At 46.1% G+C, this 18,924-nt stretch carries 15 protein-coding genes and 1 pseudogene; 6 read left to right on the top strand and 10 right to left on the bottom strand.

Translation table 11 applies throughout. The features are described from left to right. Nucleotide 1 precedes the first annotated feature (1 nt). Both RIM23_RS14715 and RIM23_RS14710 read left to right on the top strand, forming a co-directional pair. The gene (locus RIM23_RS14715; protein ID WP_446367974.1) at nucleotides 2-844 is read left to right on the top strand and encodes an OmpA family protein; all 843 of its coding nucleotides are present in this window, start codon (nucleotides 2-4) and stop codon (nucleotides 842-844) included. Further along, a complete protein-coding gene (locus RIM23_RS14710) occupies nucleotides 844-5,322 on the top strand; it encodes a hypothetical protein (RefSeq protein ID WP_446367973.1) in 4,479 nt (1,492 codons plus the stop codon). Before RIM23_RS14715 ends, RIM23_RS14710 begins: the two co-directional genes overlap by 1 nt. A gap of 271 nt (nucleotides 5,323-5,593) precedes the next feature. On the opposite strand, the gene RIM23_RS14705 is transcribed toward RIM23_RS14710, so the two are convergent. The 3 genes from RIM23_RS14705 to RIM23_RS14695 form a co-directional block, all read right to left on the bottom strand. Continuing rightward, nucleotides 5,594-5,971 carry a hypothetical protein gene (locus RIM23_RS14705; RefSeq protein ID WP_446367972.1) on the bottom strand — a complete coding sequence of 126 codons (378 nt, stop codon included), beginning with the start codon at nucleotides 5,969-5,971 and terminating at the stop codon, nucleotides 5,594-5,596. After that, on the bottom strand, nucleotides 5,965-6,381 hold the full coding sequence (locus RIM23_RS14700; RefSeq protein WP_446367971.1) for a hypothetical protein: 417 nt from the start codon (nucleotides 6,379-6,381) through the stop codon (nucleotides 5,965-5,967). Before RIM23_RS14700 ends, RIM23_RS14705 begins: the two co-directional genes overlap by 7 nt. Nucleotides 6,382-6,463: 82 nt before the next feature. Continuing rightward, nucleotides 6,464-7,543, bottom strand: coding sequence for a two pore domain potassium channel family protein (locus RIM23_RS14695; protein ID WP_446358284.1), 1,080 nt, complete (start codon nucleotides 7,541-7,543; stop codon nucleotides 6,464-6,466). Nucleotides 7,544-7,545: 2 nt separating this feature from the next. Here RIM23_RS14695 and RIM23_RS14690 point away from each other — a divergent pair, with 2 nt between their 5' ends. Next, the gene (locus tag RIM23_RS14690; protein ID WP_446367970.1) at nucleotides 7,546-7,797 is read left to right on the top strand and encodes a hypothetical protein; all 252 of its coding nucleotides are present in this window, start codon (nucleotides 7,546-7,548) and stop codon (nucleotides 7,795-7,797) included. A gap of 36 nt (nucleotides 7,798-7,833) precedes the next feature. Here RIM23_RS14690 and RIM23_RS14685 read toward each other — a convergent pair whose 3' ends face one another. Continuing rightward, nucleotides 7,834-9,000, bottom strand: a complete 1,167-nt coding sequence (locus RIM23_RS14685; protein ID WP_446367969.1) for a PAS domain-containing sensor histidine kinase — start codon at nucleotides 8,998-9,000, stop codon at nucleotides 7,834-7,836. Then, a pseudogene (locus tag RIM23_RS14680) lies at nucleotides 8,924-9,259 on the bottom strand (sensor histidine kinase); the annotation flags it as partial. The pseudogene RIM23_RS14680 and the gene RIM23_RS14685, both read right to left, overlap by 77 nt. 365 nt (nucleotides 9,260-9,624) lie before the next feature. Here RIM23_RS14680 and RIM23_RS14675 point away from each other — a divergent pair. Then, complete coding sequence (locus tag RIM23_RS14675) at nucleotides 9,625-10,386, top strand: Uma2 family endonuclease (protein ID WP_446367968.1); 762 nt, start codon at nucleotides 9,625-9,627, stop codon at nucleotides 10,384-10,386. Between the two features lie 596 nt (nucleotides 10,387-10,982). Continuing rightward, complete coding sequence (locus RIM23_RS14670; protein WP_446367967.1) at nucleotides 10,983-11,207, top strand: hypothetical protein; 225 nt, start codon at nucleotides 10,983-10,985, stop codon at nucleotides 11,205-11,207. Between the two features lie 98 nt (nucleotides 11,208-11,305). Here the strand turns inward: RIM23_RS14670 and RIM23_RS14665 are convergent, their stop codons facing one another. Beyond that, nucleotides 11,306-12,622: an NB-ARC domain-containing protein gene (locus tag RIM23_RS14665; protein WP_446367966.1), complete on the bottom strand. Its 1,317-nt coding sequence runs from the start codon at nucleotides 12,620-12,622 to the stop codon at nucleotides 11,306-11,308. 275 nt (nucleotides 12,623-12,897) lie between these two features. Between RIM23_RS14665 and RIM23_RS14660 the strand changes: the two genes are divergently transcribed. Beyond that, a complete protein-coding gene (locus tag RIM23_RS14660; RefSeq protein WP_446367965.1) occupies nucleotides 12,898-13,767 on the top strand; it encodes a hypothetical protein in 870 nt (289 codons plus the stop codon). Nucleotides 13,768-13,926: 159 nt separating this feature from the next. Here RIM23_RS14660 and RIM23_RS14655 read toward each other — a convergent pair whose 3' ends face one another. From RIM23_RS14655 to glgB, 4 genes are all read right to left on the bottom strand, one after another. Further along, nucleotides 13,927-15,267: a TIGR03279 family radical SAM protein gene (locus RIM23_RS14655; RefSeq protein WP_446367964.1), complete on the bottom strand. Its 1,341-nt coding sequence runs from the start codon at nucleotides 15,265-15,267 to the stop codon at nucleotides 13,927-13,929. A 38-nt stretch (nucleotides 15,268-15,305) separates the two neighbouring features. After that, a complete protein-coding gene (locus RIM23_RS14650; protein ID WP_446367963.1) occupies nucleotides 15,306-15,854 on the bottom strand; it encodes a hypothetical protein in 549 nt (182 codons plus the stop codon). A 521-nt stretch (nucleotides 15,855-16,375) separates the two neighbouring features. After that, nucleotides 16,376-16,489: a glucosylglycerol hydrolase gene (gene gghA / locus RIM23_RS14645; RefSeq protein WP_446367962.1), complete on the bottom strand. Its 114-nt coding sequence runs from the start codon at nucleotides 16,487-16,489 to the stop codon at nucleotides 16,376-16,378. 36 nt (nucleotides 16,490-16,525) lie between these two features. Next, on the bottom strand, nucleotides 16,526-18,787 hold the full coding sequence (glgB, locus tag RIM23_RS14640; RefSeq protein ID WP_446367961.1) for a 1,4-alpha-glucan branching protein GlgB: 2,262 nt from the start codon (nucleotides 18,785-18,787) through the stop codon (nucleotides 16,526-16,528). Nucleotides 18,788-18,924: the final 137 nt, after the last annotated feature.

Genomic DNA, 18,924 nt, shown 5'->3' with positions numbered 1-18,924 from the left:
AATGCCAAAAAATACGTCAACCTTTGTCATGGGGAATAAAATCACCTATCAACCAAGACCCAGTGTCGTACTGACGGCTTACCCGGATACCTATGGCAATGTGATTGACACCAATCGGTTTGCGGGGTGGGAAGGGTTGATTACTGACCTGAACGCCCAGCAGCATGTGGAACCGATTGGTAGTGTGACAAGCGATGCAGAGGGTCAATTTAGCGTTACGCTGACTGGGTTACAGCCTGGGGATACCATTAGTGCGATCGCAACCACTTCCCAAGACGGGACATCAGAACCCGCCCTGAATGCGGCGGTGAAGTTCTCAGATGGTACAGTTCCCCTGAATCCAGAACCATTACCACCGATGATACCTCAATGTCTCAGCCAAACCACACCCCCACCACCCCCCACAGAATTCACACCACCCGTTCAACAACCCCTGACGCTGCGGGTGCCTCGGAATGTACATTTTGCCCTAGATCGTTCGGATATCTCGCCAGAGAGTGCGGCGGTACTGGATCAAGTGGCGGCGGTTCTGCAAGAGTATCCCTTCCTCACCATTGAACTACAAAGACACACTGACCCCCGCGCTAGTGTCGCTTATAACCAAGCGCTGGCAAGCCGTCGGGCGTTATCCGTGCGGAATTATCTATTGCGTCAAGGAATCGAGCCCGAACGAATGACGATTAGATCCTTCGGTGAAAGCCAGCGCCGGACAACGGGTAGCGGGGTTGTGGATTATGCACGCGATCGCCGAGTGGTTATTTTCCAGGATCTCAGAGGCTTAGAGATTATTTTTGAAGACCAAGAAACGGACTTACAAATTGAATCAACCGGGGGGAATCAGTAGTGTCTATCGTTCAATTCAGCAACCAAAAATCGCCCTTAACGATGATTCGCCAGTTTCAGAACTCACTAATTTCCTTACCCGTTAATTCTGCACTGTGGCTGTTACCTGTTCTGGGGACAATTGTAGCGGCAAATCCGGCTCAAGCTCAGTTTGTTGTCCGGGAACAGCAACCGATTCGTGGTGATATTGAAATCATTGGTAATACCTTAATGACCTGCAGTCAAGGAGGGGTATTTACTGCCCCAGGAGTAACGGTTCCACCTGGTGGAGAGAATTGTGAAACAGCCCGAACGACTAATACTGGAGCAGGTGGAACAAATGTCAACTTCGTCATGGAATATGTTGATGCAGATAATAATCCGACTACCTTTAATTCCAGTAGTGCAACGCTAGACTTACCGACTGGATCTACTGTTGTTTGGGCTGGTCTTTACTGGGGTGGTAGGTCTGATGGGGCGAGTCGTAATACAGTTAAATTTGGAACGAATCCTAATAGTTACCAGACTAAAACGGCAAATGATTTAAGTGTCAATGTCGTAAATAATGGTCCCGACTTCTACCAGGGATTTGTTGAGGTGACAAATGATATCACTGGCAATGGACCCTACTGGGTCGCTGATGTTCAATCCACTGTCGGTTCTAACCAATATACAGCTTGGAGTTTAGTTGTAATTTACGAAGACCCTGCGCCTGATCAGCCTTTCCGTTTACTCACTGTATTTGATCCTGCGAATAATAGATTACCATTGGTCATTGGAGAGAGTGAATTAGGAGTTTCCGAGCTAGATATCACACTCGATGGTTTTGTCACGCCTCCAGCCGAGCAATTTAATATTGATTTAGGCATGGTTGTCTACGAAGGAGATGCTGGTATAACCACTGACCAAGTTCTTTTAGAAGGTCAGCAACTACCTCCTGATAACCCGAGCAATGATATTTTTAATGGCACAATTAGCAATTTTTTATTAAGTCCCAGAAATCCCTTGTATTCGGATCAGCTTGGTTTTGACATTGAAACCTTTTCGTTAACTGGAGGACCAAATGGCATTATTGGTAATAGCGCCGAACAAGCCACATTTACCTTTAGAAGCGATCTAGCTGCCGAAGGTGTCCTTCCCGGTGTATTTACCTTAGCGATTGATAGTGCCTTACTTGCTGTTGAAAAAACAGGTCCTGGAACTATCAGTCCGGGTGGTATCTTAAGTTACGAAATTACTGTAACTAACCAAGGTCCCTCAGCCGCAACAGCTTTTGATGTAGTGGCAGACGATGACATTGTTCCAGCTCCTCCCAACGTTACATTTTTGTCCAATAGTGGCGATTGCACAACTCCTTTTCCCTGCGATTTAGGTACCATTGCTTCGGGAGAAAGAAAAACAATTACCAGTACATTTCGTGTCGCTCCTGACTATAGTGGTCCGAGTACAATTACCAACACCGTAACGGTTCGTTCCTCAACTGACCCAGAACCGAGAACATCAACAGTAACCACTGAAGTGCAGGAAAACCCTGCGATTGGTGTCGCTAAAACGGTTGGTTCAATTACACCGCTTACCGGGGGACGCTTCCGGGTTACCTATGACATAGCCGTAGAAAACCTGGGTAATGTAAGGTTGAGTAATGTGGAACTAACCGAAAATCTCAACAATACCTTTGATCCAGGCACATTCTCCGTCACCAGCGTCACCAGTTCCGATCTAACGACTAACAATAACTATAACGGCACAACAAACACCAATCTATTAGCATCAGGAAACAACCTAGAAGTAGGTGAAACCGCTGAGGTGCAGTTAGTCATTGAAGTCACACCATCTGACTTGAGTCGGGAGTACACCAATCAAGTCCAAGGGACAGGGACATCGCCGGCTGGTGAGACAGTAACTGACGATTCAGATAACGGATTCCCCAGTGATCCGAATGGCAATGGTAATGCCAATGAAGATGGAGAAAACGATCGCACTCCCCTAAACTTTAATAACATTCCCGATAATCCCGTGATTGGCGTCGCCAAGGGTGTGAATTCAATCATTCGTCTAGGAGACAATCGCTTCCGCATTACCTACGACTTACTCGTCGAAAACCTAGGGAATGTGAATTTGAATAATGTGGCATTAACAGAAAATCTCGACGATACCTTTGGCGCTGGGACGTTCACCGTGACTAGCGTCACCAGTCCCACCTTGACAACCAATCAAATTTATGATGGCTCTAACAACCTCAATCTGTTAGCACCGGGTAATACCCTAGCGGTGGGTCGCACGGCAGAGGTGCGGTTAGTGATTGATGTCTCGCCACCCAACCTGAACCAAAACTACATCAATCAAGTGGAAGCGACGGGTACATCACCTGATGGGGTTCCTGTGAATGACTTGTCTAATAACGGGGTGCCGACTGAAGACAATGGTCTAGAAACAGACCCCAACAATAATGGCAATCCCAATGAACCGGGAGAAAACAACCCCACCCCCGTTAACTTTAGTAACGTTACCGAAAGTCCTGCTATTGGTGTTGCCAAGAGTGTCGGTTCCATCGAACCCCTTGATCAGGATACGTTCCGGGTGACTTATAACATTGGGGTAGAAAACCTCGGCAATGTGAGTTTGAGCAATGTGGAACTGATTGAAAATCTCAACGCCACCTTTGGTGTTGGCAATTTCAGCGTCAGCAGTGTCAGCAGTCCTACCTTGACTACAAACACCAACTATAACGGGGGTACAAACACCAATCTTTTAGCGCCGGGTAACACGTTGAGTGTGAATCAAACTGCCGATATAACATTAGTCGTAGATGTCACCCCACCTGACCTCAACGAGGACTATACCAATCAAGTCCAAGGAACAGGGACATCTCCCGGTGGCGCTCAGGTGAATGACTTTTCCAATAATGGGTTCCCCAGTGATCCGAATGGCAATGGTAATGCGAATGAACCCGGAGAAAATACCCCCACTCCCGTCAATTTTACCGGACCATTCCCCGCGATTGGTGTTGCTAAAAATGCCACGTCAACCACACCTTTAGGAGGAGGTCGCTTTCAAGTTACGTATGACTTGTTAGTGGCGAATGTTGGGGAAGTACCGTTAAGCGATATAAAACTTCTCGAAAATCTCAATGATACCTTCGGTGCAGGTAATTTCACGGTCGTCAATGTGACGGTCGTCAATATGAGTGACCCCAACTCGAATATTAAGCCTAACCCCAACTATAACGGGAACAATGTCACGAATCTGTTAGGAACGGGTAACAATCTGAATGTGGGTCAAAGTGCAACGGTGCAGTTAGTCGTCGATGTCACCCCACCTGATCTCAACCGTGAATATAACAACCAAGTGCAAGCCACGGGACTCTCACCCAATGGAACATCAGTGGATGACTTTTCCGATAACGGTGTTCCCACTGACCCCGATAGTCTTGATCCCAACCCCGGTGGTGGGAATACGGCGAATGGACCGGACGAAAATGACGAGACTCCAGTCACCTTTACCAATACTCCCGAAAACCCGGGTATCGGTGTGGCGAAGAGTGTGGGTACAGTGCAAGACAATGGTGATGGCACATTCACCATCCCGTACACTATCGTTGTCGAGAACTTAGGCAATACCACATTAACCGATGTCCAGGTAACCGATAACCTTTTCGGAAATAACCGGAGTGCTTTTGCGGGGACTCAGAATGTTCGGATTGAGGATCTTAGCGTTACCGGGGCGCTGAGTCAGCCGAATCCAGGTTTTGATGGCAACACTGATCAGAATCTGCTAGCCGATGGACAAAGCCTAGGTTCTGGTCAAACGGCAACGATTACCTTTAGTGTAATTATCACGCCAGGGAATAACCTCGGTCCATTTGAAAACAGTGCTGTGGCGCAAGGTAATCGTAATGGCAGAATCGTCAGTGATGGTTCAATTCCTGGTACAAATCCTGACCCGAATGGTGATGGCAACCCCGGAAATGATAACCAACCCACAGTGGTTTCCTTTGGACAACCCAACTTGCGTTTAGTCAAACGGATAACGGATGTGTTGAGAAATGGTCAATCTCTGAGTGAGGTTAATTTGAATCGGGTGATTGATGATCAAAATGACCCCGATGATAATGTTAGTGGCTGGTCAGCACTGCCGAATGGACTGCTGGGAGTGATTAATTTAGGCACAGAAGTATCACTTCAGAGTGGTGATGAAGTAGAGTACACGATTTATTTTCTGTCTGATGGTAGACCGGTTGTCAATAATGTTCAAATTTGTGACGCGATTCCCGAACAAACGAGTTTCGTTGCCAATACGATTGAGTTGAATGAAGCATCTCTTACTGATAATGAAGATGCAGATCAAGGAAACTTCTTTGGCGAGTTAACACCTGTTGATGCTCCTTCTTGTCCCAACCCCAACAATCCTAATGGATCAGTATTGGTTAATGTTGGAGATGTACCCAGTACGGCACCAGATAATGTTGGCTTTGTTCGCTTCCGCGTCAGGATTGATTAGATAAAGGTTAATCCAATTATCTGGATTAACCATTGAACCACCATCTGTAGCTTACTTTTCACGGGAAGTCTAAAAACTATTGTAGAGACGCGATGAAAGAAGCGTCTGGGCGGGCGCGAGTTACATCCCTTGTGCAACCGAAAAGATAGCCGTGAAACCCGCCCCTACATAATCAATACTCACATTGCACCAGATACCGTGAAAAAGTCAGGTTGAGATGACTTTTTAATAATTTAACATCCACCTCTAGAAATAAATTAATTTTAGTTCCCTATTCCCTATTCCCTGTTCCCTGTAGTGTAAACAGAGTGACCTCTGGAGGACAGTTGAGTCGTATTGGCAGATCACTAAAGCCAATCCCACGATTAACATACAGTTGATTACCTGAGGCGCCATAGCCGTCACTCCAACCATCGACATGTTCCCAGTTTTTAGCTAATGCTAACCAAGACCATTGGGGTGTGAATGGCAGGCGAATTTGTCCGCCATGAGTGTGTCCAGCAACCGCTACAGGTGCGGTATTGGCAGGTAAAGCCAGAAATGATTTGGGATTGTGCATCATCACAATCCTGGGATTAGTGGATGGCACTTGCGCGATCGCGTCTTTTGGTTTGTCCTTATTTGCCAGATGGGAACCAATGCCTACCAAATAAAAAGAGTCGGTGTTTCTATCACTAAGATTTTCCCCAGAATTTCCGGGTAGAGATAATTTGACGCGGCTTCGGGTAAGGGACGCACTAAATCAACAATGTTAGCAATTTCTGTGTCTTCACCTTTAAAGGCATGGTAAATAAAGTCACCGCTAATCAGGACTACACTAGGACGTTCTTCCACCAGTTCCGCTATACTACGGCGGACGGTAGGGGTATTGTCTAGCCACATCCCGTGTTGAAAATCTGAAACCAGTCCAATTCGTTTTCCTTGCCAAGCCGCAGGAAGATTGGGAATTACTGCCACTTCTTCTTCTATGTCGAGAATATAAGGCTCAATTAAGCTCCAAATTAAAAGAAAACAGAATAGTCCGACTAAACCTAATAGAATATACTTGATTTTTTTCATGGTTATTTATTACTGGTTAATTTAGTAGAGACGCGCCATGGCGCGTCTGTTCCTCCCTGGCGCGTCTGTTTCTGTTCCCTAATCAATGCAGTATTACTTTGTCAATCGTCGTCTGATCATCTAAGGTGGTAGCCCGATTAGTGGTTTTGATCGAGGCGATCGCATCCCAAACCCAGCCGTCATTGTGAATCAGCGCCAACAGCAGCCGTCGGCGTTTGGTGACGTGTTTGGTTGCGTCCCAAAATTGGCGATCGCTAACGGTGGGAATCCCTTTTCCCCTGAGTCGTTCCAGGGATGGAAGAGGTGGGTTTTCTGAGGCGGGTTCTAAGTAAGCGGATTTGAGTGTTTTCAAATAAGCCGCACTTGCCCGACGTGCGGCACCTAGCGCCGCCGGATCAGGTTGACTTGACGTTTTGATGCCATATTCCAAGATAGTTAGTGCTTCATCAAGAGCCACTAAACTCAGCGTGATCGAGCGAGTGCGTTCTATGCTGTGGAAATAATGAAGAATCGGGTAAGTTAGATGGAGTTCTCCCTGTTGGGCAAGCATTGGTGTCAAAGCAATTAAATGCTGGTCAAACTGCCCAAAATCTTTACCATTCCAAGCTCTGACAATTATTTCGTCAGCCGTACCACCGAGAGCGGAAATATAAACAGCGAGTTGGCGTTGCTGAGTCGCGGCGGAAACCACAGGTAAGAGATAGGCGATTGTCAAGGTAACTAAAAAGAAACCATTCACCGAAGCAATTGCGGTGGTAATTTCCCAAATTGCACCTTGAGGGTTATAACTCCCCATCCCTAGAGTAGCGATGGTATAACCGACAAAATAAATTCTTTCTAACGTAGTGGCGGGCAGTTTTTTCGGCGTCACCACAGCCGTTTGATCAGCGCTAAATATTAGCGTCCATCCCACCCATGTTAAGGCAAACCAAAGCACTGCTACAGTAACGAGAATTAGCCAACCCGTAAATAGCAATAAGCGGTGATGGGAACGCCAGCGATGAATCTGAAGCGCGATTCTCCACAGCCAAGCCGAGATTCTGCTGGTTAGAGGACCTCCTCCTCCCACTGTTAATGTTGTGATCAGGACATCAATAGACACAACGATGAGAATGAGCAGTCCAAAAACAAGTAGCAGAATTGACATAAGAGAAACGAACATAGTTGATGCGATCACAGATTACCTCACCACCGGGCAAAAAACCTGCATCTGAGGGAATAAGTAAGGGAATAGGCAACCGATACCCCACCTGCCGTAAATATTACGTTCATCCTGCCATAATTGATACTTATCTAGAGGGAGAATTGGGTGAAATTATGGAAAAATATGATAAGTCTAAGTCAAAGGATTTACCTCAAGGTCTGCGTTCAGAAGAACGTGCTGTCGTTGGAGTTTTGGAAAAATCTATGCCTTAAGTTAAGGCTGGTGGGCATTGCCCACCCTACGGTTTGCTACAGTTTGTAGATGTAATGGGAGTCTATGTTGCTTATGCCTTGAGCTATCTGTCCTTTGCCTTGAGGAAAGATGGGAAAACGCACGGTGAATGTGGCACCCTGACCTGATCCGGGACTCTGTGCCCACACTGTACCGCCTTGAAGTTCCACTAGGTAACGCACGATCGCTAATCCCATACCAATACCCCCGTGCGATCGCGTGAGTGAACCATCCTCCTGGCGGAAGCGGTCAAATACAAAGGGGAGAAACTCGCCACTAATGCCAATCCCGGTATCACTTACCTGGATTTGCGCCTGATCATCAATCTGTTCTAAGCGAACCTGAATATGTCCTCCCTTGGGTGTGAATTTGATCGCATTGGACAGTAAATTCCACAGGATTTGCTGTAAGCGGCTGGCATCCCCTAATATAGGAGCTACTGAACCATCCAAATGCGTCTCGATTTGCAGCGTCTTGGCTTCAGCCGCCGCCCGGATGGAGGCAATCGCCCGTTCAATACTCGGCATCAGTTCCACAGGCGAGACCTTTAGCGTCAGCTCTCCTGTGATAATATCCGACATATCCAGGACATCTTCAATCAGCTGTGCCAAGGATTGGGTATTGCGAGAAATCGTCTCCAGCGCCCGCGCCATCTTCTCTTCATTCAAGCGGCGCATGGGCAGAAGTTGAGACAAACCGAGTATTGAATTAAGGGGCGTGCGGAGTTCGTGGGAAAGGGTTGCCAGAAATTCATCTTTCAGGCGGTTGGCTTGGGCTAATTCCTGGGATTGTCGCTGTAAAACTGCCTCAGACTGTTTGCGATCGCTAATATCTAGAATAAACGCCACGGCTTCGTCTCGCGCTTCACCCAGCAATACATAGCCAATCAGTACCCAAACCCGAGTCCCATCTTGGCGAATATACTCTTTTTCATAAGAGGTACACCGTCCAGTTTCCTTTGCCTGGGCAATGTTAAGCTCATCTAAGGGGAGATACTCCGGTGGAGTCATCTCACGCCAGCGCAATCGCCCCCCTTGCAAATCCTCGCGGCTATAGCCGATAATTCCGAGGAAGGTATCATTGGCGTCATGGATTCCCCCATACACATCACCAAAGAGAATGCCAATTAACAATAAACGTCGCCCCTTGTCCTTCTCCGGGGCTTTCAGCGTGAATCGTACCACCTTGCCGTGTCACCAGATTTTGCGCGATCGCTAATCCTAATCCTAAACCGGTTTGTTTTCTGGCGGTGGTGCTATCGGCTTGGCGGAAGCTTTCAAAGATATGAGGCAAAAACTCTGGATTAATTCCTTTACCCGTATCCTTGACCCGGATTTGGGCAAATTGCTCCACTGGTTCTAAATGAATCTCAACTCGTCCCCCTGCAGGGGTAAATTTGACTGCATTTGAGAGTAGATTCCAAATCACTTGCTGTAAATGTGATCCACAGAGGCGCTAAGAATACCCTGCAACAGTCCCACCTGCTGCTGCACCTGATGTGCCAGGTTTTGCCGTTCGGCTTCAACCTGCTTACCTTCTGTGATATCCCGCCAGGTGGCAATAAAGCCATCTCCTAACTTCGTCGCTCGGATATCATAAGCGCGACGCAGGCCAAGTTATCAGTGGGACTATTATATCAGTGAATCTCAGTAATCCCGTCCAGTCACCACTTCCCCAAAACGGGGCGATGACGAGTGAGGTGATTCCGGTTAAGATAAGTCCTATCCATTCAAAACAGAGCGTCAGTGCGATCGCTCAGTAGCCAATCTGCCAGTTAAACTAAAGATAGCAGTATACCATCCTTCCTGATGACCCTTGCCAAGGATTCACAACCAACAGATCAAATTACTTCCCTTAACGACACAGAGGATATTATTATTCCTCCATCTGATTTGTTGAGTGATGAACCTCCCTTGGAAAGTGATTTACATCGAGATCAAATAGAACTCCTGCTGGCTTGCCTCAAGTGGTGGTGGCGAGAACGCACGGACTTCTATGCTACAGGCAATCTTACCATTTACTTTAGCCCAGAACACATCACCACGCGCGACTTTAGAGGACCCGATTTTTTTGTTGTGTTAGGCACAGAAAATCGACCCCGCAAAAGCTGGATATTATGGGCAGAACAGGGTAAATATCCAAATGTAATTGTGGAACTGCTTTCTGATAGCACCGCCAAAATTGATAAAGACTTTAAGAAAAAACTTTACCAGGATACCTTCCGCACCCCCGAATATTTTTGGTTTCATCCAGACACGTTGGAGTTCCAGGGGTTTCTGCTTATGGCGGGTGAGTACCAACCGATAGAACCCACTTCTCAAGGGTGGTTATGGAGTCGTCAGTTGGAACTGTTTTTGGGAGTTTATGAGTCAAAGTTGCGTTTTTTCAGCCCAGAGGGTCAACTTGTCGCCACACCAGAAGAGAGGGCAGAAATTGCCCAGAAACAAGCTGAAGCTGCCCAAAAACAAGCGGAGATAGAACGACAGCAGGGGGAATTAGCACAACAGCAGGTAACAGAATTACTAGCTAGACTTAAATCGTTAGGCGTTGAACCCGATTTGCCCGAGTAGTCGGCGTTCATCAATTGTGGACACCTCCGTTTGGTCACTTGCATTACGGCGCAACACACCAAACGAGGGGAATTGTCTTGTTAATGTGTTGTGAGATTGGGTTTCCCTGTTAATGTAAAGAATAGGTCAGTGCATTTAAAAAGTAATCTCTTTTTTGCCATGGCGACTATAAGTCGCTGCTACACAAACAAAGTCCGCCTGCGCGGACTAGATTATAAAGGGAGTAGTCAACCTGGATTTAGTATCAGAACCTTAAGCTCAAGTTACTTCCCCTACCGACACAGAGGGTTCAATGCAAATGACGGCAAATTCTAGAGGCAAACTTCCGCCAAATATCAGAATAAGAAACGATCTAAATCCAGGTGATATCGGCTATTTGACCTATCTGCATGGAGTATTACACGCAAAAGAATATGGATGGTTGATGATTAAAGTGTTGCTATGCCATGATTAATTCAAGAATCGGTAGGTGTTAGATGTCATGCCCTCAAGCCATTCTTAAACAGAGGCGATTCTGGTTCCGAGACGCTATGCGATCGCATGTCACACCTGACACGCTACTCTATAATTGTCAAAACTACAAATAGGAAACAACAATGTCAACCATTTATCGTTTAAAAGCCAACGAAATCGATCGTAATTTCCTGGAAGAAATAAAAACAAAATTTGGAGATAAAGAGATTGAAATTATTGTTTCAGAATTTGATGAAACTGAGTATCTTTTAAAATCAGAAGCAAACAAAAATAGGCTTTTAGGAGCCATTAAAAATGTTGAAGAACGTAAAAATTTAGTTGGAGTTAATTTACAAGATTTGCCATGAGCAGTAATTATACTAAATCCAGGTTTCCCACCCCAGCTATAAGTCAGTCCGCGCAGGCGGACTTTGTTTGTGTAGCAGCGATTTCAATCGCCGTGGCTTTACTCCTCTAACGGAGTCATTAATTGCAGTGTCACTTCCCGAACGGCTGGTGGTAAAATGAATCGACCCTCCGACTTCTCCACTAGCGATCGCTGACTCAGGGAGCCCATCACCCGAATCACCTCCTGGGGCGATGTGTCGCTAAACTGCTGTTGCAATGTTTTAAACGAAATCGGCTCTTTTTGATGAGCCAGATAAAGCAAGACTCTTTCTTCTAATTCCGATAAGCGGTCTAAAATTTCCTCAATGAAATCACTAATATCGTGAGTAAACAACGTCGTTGATAAAAAATCCGTCACGTCTCCATCAAACACTTCCTTAATCGTCGTCGCCACCAGCTTGAGCATAAACGGATTACCGCGATAGCCTTGAATTAACGGTTGCCATTTTTTCTCGCCGGATAATCCTTTCTCTTTTAAGATTAATCGGGCTGCGTCTCCCAACCCCTCTAACTTAAAGGAACGAACCGGTGAGGTTTCACCTTCTAATAACGAAATTTCATTCAGTTTTTCCTGAGACGTTAGCAACAAACAGCTTTGATGGGGTTCTTGTCCTAAACGTCGGAAAAAATCACCATACCCTTCATAGCCTTCTCGGTAAATCCCGGCTAATTCCCCACTTTGTAAAATCGATTCCACACCATCTAAAATCACTAAACAACGGTGTTGTCGGAAATAGTCAATCAGCAAGGAGATGCGCTGATCAGGGGTTTTAGGGATTACCGTTTCCGGTTGCGGGGATAAGTCTTGAATTAAAGCGGCGAGAAGATCAGACACAGAAGGGGCTTGACGTAGCGATCGCCACCTGACAACCTCAAACTTATCCTGTAGCTGTTTCGCCAGCTTCACCGATAACGCCGTTTTACCAATACCACTCATCCCCAACAGCGCCACCAAGCGACAGCCTTCCTGAATAATCCAGCGTTCCAGGGTTTTCAGTTCATCACCACGCCCGTAGAATACGGAAACATCCGGTGCTTCACCCCAATCGCGGCGATTTTGCGGTTGAGGTGAGGTAGGGGGACTCTCGGAAACAGGGGGACGGTTTGGGGTATCCTTTTGCTGCTGGAGATACTCTTGATAGCGGTTAACCAGGATTTGTTGCAATTTGGTCAGTTTAACTGGACCTCTACCCGGAATTTTAAACTTTTGGTAGACTTCGCTAAGCCGCTTACGCACAGCATCTCCACTAATCTGAAGATGAGACGCGATCGCAGCCGTTCCATGACCCTCCATCGCCAGAGACAAAACCTCTAATTCCGCTTTGGATAGACCCCGTTCAGTAGCAATGGTTTTGAGAAAATCCTGAGAAATCACCGTCGATGCTCACACTTATACCAGACTCCACCCTTCAGCTTAACTCATATTCATGAGAAAGAATAGATTTCGTTCAATTGTGTGAGGTTGCCTTTGTCGGTTGGGTTGACCCTCCCACTTCTTAGGGAGCGATCATTAGCTGAGTGATTTCAGTGTCCGAATCACCTCCTGGGGCAATATGTCGGTAAAATGATGTTGTTACGATTTAACCGAAATCGGCTTGAATTACGCATAAGGTTTAATCATTAAATCGATCACCTGATCCGTGCAAATCCATGAACAAAAAACCTCATCCCGTCCTCCCTTATTTCGTGGCTATTTTCTGTGTCAGTACCCTGTATCACTGGACTGATTTAGCGACAGTTTTTGGTGATCATATATCTGATATAATTTTTTTTCCTAGAATTATTATTGATTTACTTCTACTCATGATACTGCAAATAATTCCTTTTTTGTTGTTATCCAAGATGGGAATGGTAGCAGGAATGCCTCAGCGCCCATCCTATTTACCAATTAATAGCGATAATTATGATAATTTTATTGAATTTCTGGATTTAGGTTTAAATACGCAAGCATTGGCAGAATATACTTTAGCCTTGGAAGATTTATGCTTTGTTCACCTGATGGATTTTAAATATCAGGATGAAAAAATCAAAACTGCTCCCTGTTTTGGGCGATTGTTTCTCCATCCCGAACTAAATTGTTTTGTAGAAGTCAGCCAAATTTTCCACACCAGTAAATCGTTTATGACCATGCGTTATGTGTTTATCAGTTTATTTGTTGATGATTGGTCTTTATCCAGTTCTAACAGCCAAATTAGCCGCTTTTTGAGAGCAATAAGTTATTTAGGGCGATCGCCCCGTGATTTGGAAATGACTCATCTCCATACGACTATAGCCGAATTGCTGCAATTACACCTAGAAAATCGGCATAAAATAGCGAGTAACTTGGGTTTAATGGTCAAAACTAATCTAGATGCAGAAACCTTTATTCATAAGGAGAAAGAACACTCCCGTCTGCGATATCAGATATTGAGGCAGAAAAATACCTTTGTCATCTTTTGGGGGTTATTATCATTTATGCTTCATCCGAAATCACAATGGTTAGGTGATTACAGCGCTTTGCGCTGTAATAAAGTACAGTAAATAAAAGTCCCCCTTTTTAAGGGGGATGCGAGGGGGATCGACAATGTACCGCATAGCAGAGCAAACTGCTGTATGGCAAAATCAGGAATAAACCTTTGGGCTAATCCTTTATCTAACACTTAGGAAGAGTTTTAAAGATGATTGCAAGTTTTAGTCAAATTATAGTTTTATTGCCCTACAATGCTCCAGCAATTCCTCAATTCCCTGAACGACTAAAATTTGCGTTCCTAGCTGACGACTTACCTCTGCCACCGTCATATCATCTAAAAACCTTGTATCATCATGCTTGAGCATCAGTGCAGGGAGTAAAATCCCGTCACCGAAGTCTTTCCCTGACAATTGCTTGAGCAAATCCTGTCCGGTTAATAACCCCGTAACTGTAATTTCTTGTCCCCAATATTCACTCCGTAGCGCTGCTAGTTTGACATCCAATCCCTCAACCTTATTTAACTGCTGCAATAGAGGGACAAACGCCGTTTCCACCGCATTACCGACCACCCAGGTTAATTGTCGCGCAGGTTCCACACGGCTGGGTAACATCCGCGTCGCTGCATCTTGAAATTGTTTAATAAACTGGCGAATTGAACCCACACCATTACCAATTTGGGGATAATCTTCGTAATGAGATTCTGGCGGTAATTCCTGTTTAGCGATTAAAAACCATTCATCGGCTAACCAAGCAAACGTAGACCCGAATTGCTGGCGAAATTTTGTTTGTAGCGATTGAACCTGCTGGATCACCTCTGTGGCTTTCTCACGACTAACCGGAATTAATTCATCTTCTGAAGGGCGAAAGCGAGTTAATCCCACAGGAACGACGGCAACTGAAGCAACAGCCGGGACTTCATTTTGTTGAAATTGGGCTAAATCTTTCAGGGTTTGTTCTAAGTGAATGCCATCATTAATACCAGGACAAACCACAACTTGAGCATGAATTTGCAGTCTCCGTTCCTGAAACCATTGCAACTGGTTTAAAATCTGCCCAGCACGAGGATTTTTGAGTAATCGGCTGCGAATTTCCGGTTCCGTGGCGTGGATGGACACATACAAAGGAGATAGACGCAGGCGTTCTATCCGATTCCATTCGCTTTGAGTGAGGTTGGTTAGGGTTAAGTATGAGCCATAGAGAAAGCTGAGGCGATAGTCGTCGTCTTTGAGATATAAACTTTGCCGCTTTCCAGGGGGTTGTTGGTCAATGAAGCAAAAAGGACAGCGGTTATTACATTGGATTAAGCCATCAAATAAGGCGGTTTCAAATTCTAACCCTAAATCCTCGTCGTAGTCTTTCTCAATTTCTACAGAATGGGTTTTTCCCGCCGCATCTAGGACTTCTAATTCCAGTATTTCATCGGCACATAGAAATTGATAGTCGATTAAGTCGCGGGGAGCTGTACCATTGATCGAGATAATGGCGTCACCAGGTTCAAATCCCACCTCAGCCGCGATGGAGTTGGGGATGACTTTGTTAATTAAAGCCGGACGGATAGAAGTTTCACTCATTTGTCATTTGTTTATGTTTATGTCAAGGCACAGGGAATTCAAAATTCTAGTTCTTGAACGCCATTGGGTGTAATTTCATACCCCCACTCCGGATGCTGTGAAATTGCCCGTTCTATTTCGGGTCGAAGAATGGGATCTGCCATGAATTGGGCAACAGTTGTGAGATCGGGTCGTTGATTATAGAGACGCAGACGACGCAATGGTTTAAATCGGGTTGGGGTTTTGCTGGGATGACAAGAATGTTTCACCAAGTCACACAATCGACGGTAGTTCTCTTGTCGTTCTTCCAGAGTATGCCCTGTATCAAAATCAGCCTCCGTAAAGACAGGTAATCGAGGGGGATTTGAGATGTTTCGCGGTTTCCAACCGTAGCGTAAGGCTTTGATCAGATAATCATTCGGTTTCTCAAGTTCTCCCTTGGCGCAATACTCGATGAATGCTTGAATCGACGGTTCTAAATTATGAGAATAGTTGTAAATTGTTTCTTTTAACTGTTCATCATTGAGTTTAACACCTAGCTTTTCTAACTCAGCTTGGTATTGGAGAATAATATCGACGTGACCGGGATCAAGTTCTAGAAAGTCCATCTGATGATTTTGCGACTAGACGCCCACTTATAGATCATAGAGGTATCAGGAGCAATTAAGTATAGCTCCCCGACTTCCCTAGTCGGACATGATCCATGATCCGTCATCACCGTCGAGGAAATCTAGCGCCTGTGTAGGGGTCTGACTTTTCACGCCATCTGGAAAAATCAACATCAAACCTAACCCCCCAGCCCCCCTTATACCCCCCTTTATACCCCCCTTTATACCCCCTTTATACCCCCCTTTATACCCCCCTTTATACCCCCCTTTCAAAGGGGGGCTAGGGGGGATGGGGGCTAGGGGGGATGGGGGCTAGGGGGGATGGGGGCTAGGGGTTGAGCTTAAGTTGACACCCATGACTTACGTGCGTCCTTGATGTGCTGATGTGCGCCCTCACTCCCTGTATCTCATCTCATGAGAACGCTATATTTGTCTCAGTAAGCTTTTTTCTGAGACATGGTCTTTGGATAGGGTAAAGCTGCGTTACGCTTCGCTCTCCTCACGATGGCGGACTGACACAGCTAAATCCGTAAGCCATAGAAAATGGTATAGTTATCCTCACTAATCCGGTTAAACCGATCCAACGCCGATAAATTATGCCGCAGCCAAGGATGATCATGACGGAAACGCCGCAATGCTAAAGGGGGATTAAGGGGGGTTAACCCAACTAACTATTGCGACTTCAATTTCAGAACTAAAACGCCCAAGGGGGGTAAGCACAAATCAATGTAATGAGACCATCTCGGATGAGACCATTCACCTGTCCATCGCCCGCCCATATTCCCCATATTGCTACCGCCGTAATCTCCAGCGTCACTGTTCAAGATTTCTGCATAGAAACCGGGTTCGGGGACACCTACCCAATAGTGGGGATGGGGTTGAGGGGTAAAGTTACAGACGGTGACGATAAAGTCATCCGAGTCTTTTGCCTTGCGAATAAACGAGACGATACTATTTTCGGCATCGTTACAGTCAATCCATTCAAACCCTTGATGAGAAAAGTCTTGGGTATAGAGGGCGGGTTCACTTTTGTACAGTTGATTCAAATCCGCCATAAACTGCTTCAGTTGTTGGTGGAGTGCATATTGCAACGCGCCCCAATCTAAGTCTGCCCAAGCGTTCCACTCATTCCGTTGTCCGAATTCCATACCCATAAATAGGGTTTTCTTGCCGGGATGGGTGTACATGTAGGCATATAAGCAGCGGAGATTGGCAAATTTCTGCCAGTCATCTCCGGGCATTTTACTCAGCAGGTTGCCTTTTCCGTGGACGACTTCATCATGGGATAGCGCTAGCATGAAGTTTTCGCTGAAGGCGTACATGATGCTGAACGTGACGCTATTTTGGTTATAGCGACGATACAGGGGGTCTTTGGCAAAATAATCCAACATATCGTGCATCCAGCCCATGTTCCACTTGAAGCTGAAGCCTAAGCCTCCCAAATAGGTAGGACGAGAGACGAGGGGCCAAGCGGTGGATTCTTCGGCAATAGAGAGGATGCCGGGATAGTAGCCGAATATCTGATAATTCAGATAGCGCAAAAAGTCGGCGGCTTCTAGGTTCTCGTTACCACCGTACTGATTGGGTACCCATTCACCGGGTTTGCGATCGTAGTCCAGGTATAGCATAGACGCCACGGCATCCACGCGAATCCCATCAATATGATATCGGTCAAACCAGAATAGGGCATTGGCAACCAGAAAGTTGCGAACTTCGTTACGGGCGTAGTTGAAGACTAATGTACCCCATTCTTTGTGTTCACCCTTGCGCGGATCAGCGTGTTCGTAAAGGTGAGTGCCATCAAAGAAGGCTAAACCATGCCTGTCTTTGGGAAAATGACCGGGAACCCAATCCACAATCACACCAATATTATTTTGGTGACATTGGTCGATGAAATACATCAAGTCTTGGGGAGTCCCATACCGGGAGGTGCAGGTGTAGTATCCTGCCACCTGATACCCCCAAGACCCATCATAAGGGTGTTCGGCAACGGGGAGGAGTTCGACGTGGGTGAATCCCAGTTCTTTGACATAAGGAATCAGTCGTTCGGCTAATTCCCGATAGGTGAGGAAGCGTCCCTCGGGTTTCTGGGAGACTTTCACCACCGGTCGAGTTTCCCCATCCGGTAGTTGGGGTGGATTCTCTGCACTATCATGCAACCATGAACCCAAGTGAACCTCATAAACGGAAATGGGTTGTTCTTGGGGGTCATTCTGGCGACGCCGTTCTAGCCAGTCTTCGTCATGCCAAGTGTAGTCTAGGCTATTGACAATTGACGCGGTTTGGGGTCTAATTTCTTGCTCAAAGCCGTAAGGGTCGGACTTGTGATAGATATGTCCAACGTCGTTTTTCACTTCGTACTTATAATGTTCCCCAATGCCAATTTCCGGGATAAACAGTTGCCAAATCCCGTTCCCAAGTTGGCGCATCTGATGTTCGCGTCCATCCCAGTTATTGAAATCACCGATAATCGAGACATTGCGGGCGTTCGGTGCCCAGACGGCAAAGTGAACCCCTTGGACGCCGTTAAATTCAGTGGGGTGAGCGCCTAATTTTTCGTAAATGCGATGATGATTGCCTTCGGCAAATAGGTGAATATCAAAATCCGTCAAACGCGGCGAGCGAAAGGCATAGGGGTCATAGCTAACCCGTTCATGCTCGCCTTCTTTAATCCGCAGTTGGTAGTTGGCTAACTCTGGTATATCAATCTCACATTCAAAAAGATGAGGATGACTCACTGCTTGCATCGGGTATTCTTCCCGTTCCGTAGGACGAATCACCCAAGCTGCGTCTGCTTTAGGCAGGTAAGCCCTTACAACCCAGCTTGTTTTACCATCCCGTTCAATGGGATGAGACCCAAGTATTTCAAACGGATCATGGTGTCGATTGCTCACAATCCGATCGATTTGGTCTGGGGAAATGGTTATTGTCATAAAAATCCTTCGTTGTGGGAAACCCTGTGTCTTTAGACCAGGGAGGAACACGCGGTAGCGGTTTAAGAAGCATACCCCTTTCGGGGTGGAGGGGTATGGTTGCCCCTCCGGTTTTCACCCATTTCTGGGGTAAAGTT

Source organism: Coleofasciculus sp. G3-WIS-01 (assembly GCF_040223135.1).
Lineage (GTDB): Bacteria > Cyanobacteriota > Cyanobacteriia > Cyanobacteriales > Coleofasciculaceae > Coleofasciculus.
Note: the sequence above shows the minus strand (reverse complement) of the source record. Positions and strands in the feature narration are given on the sequence as shown.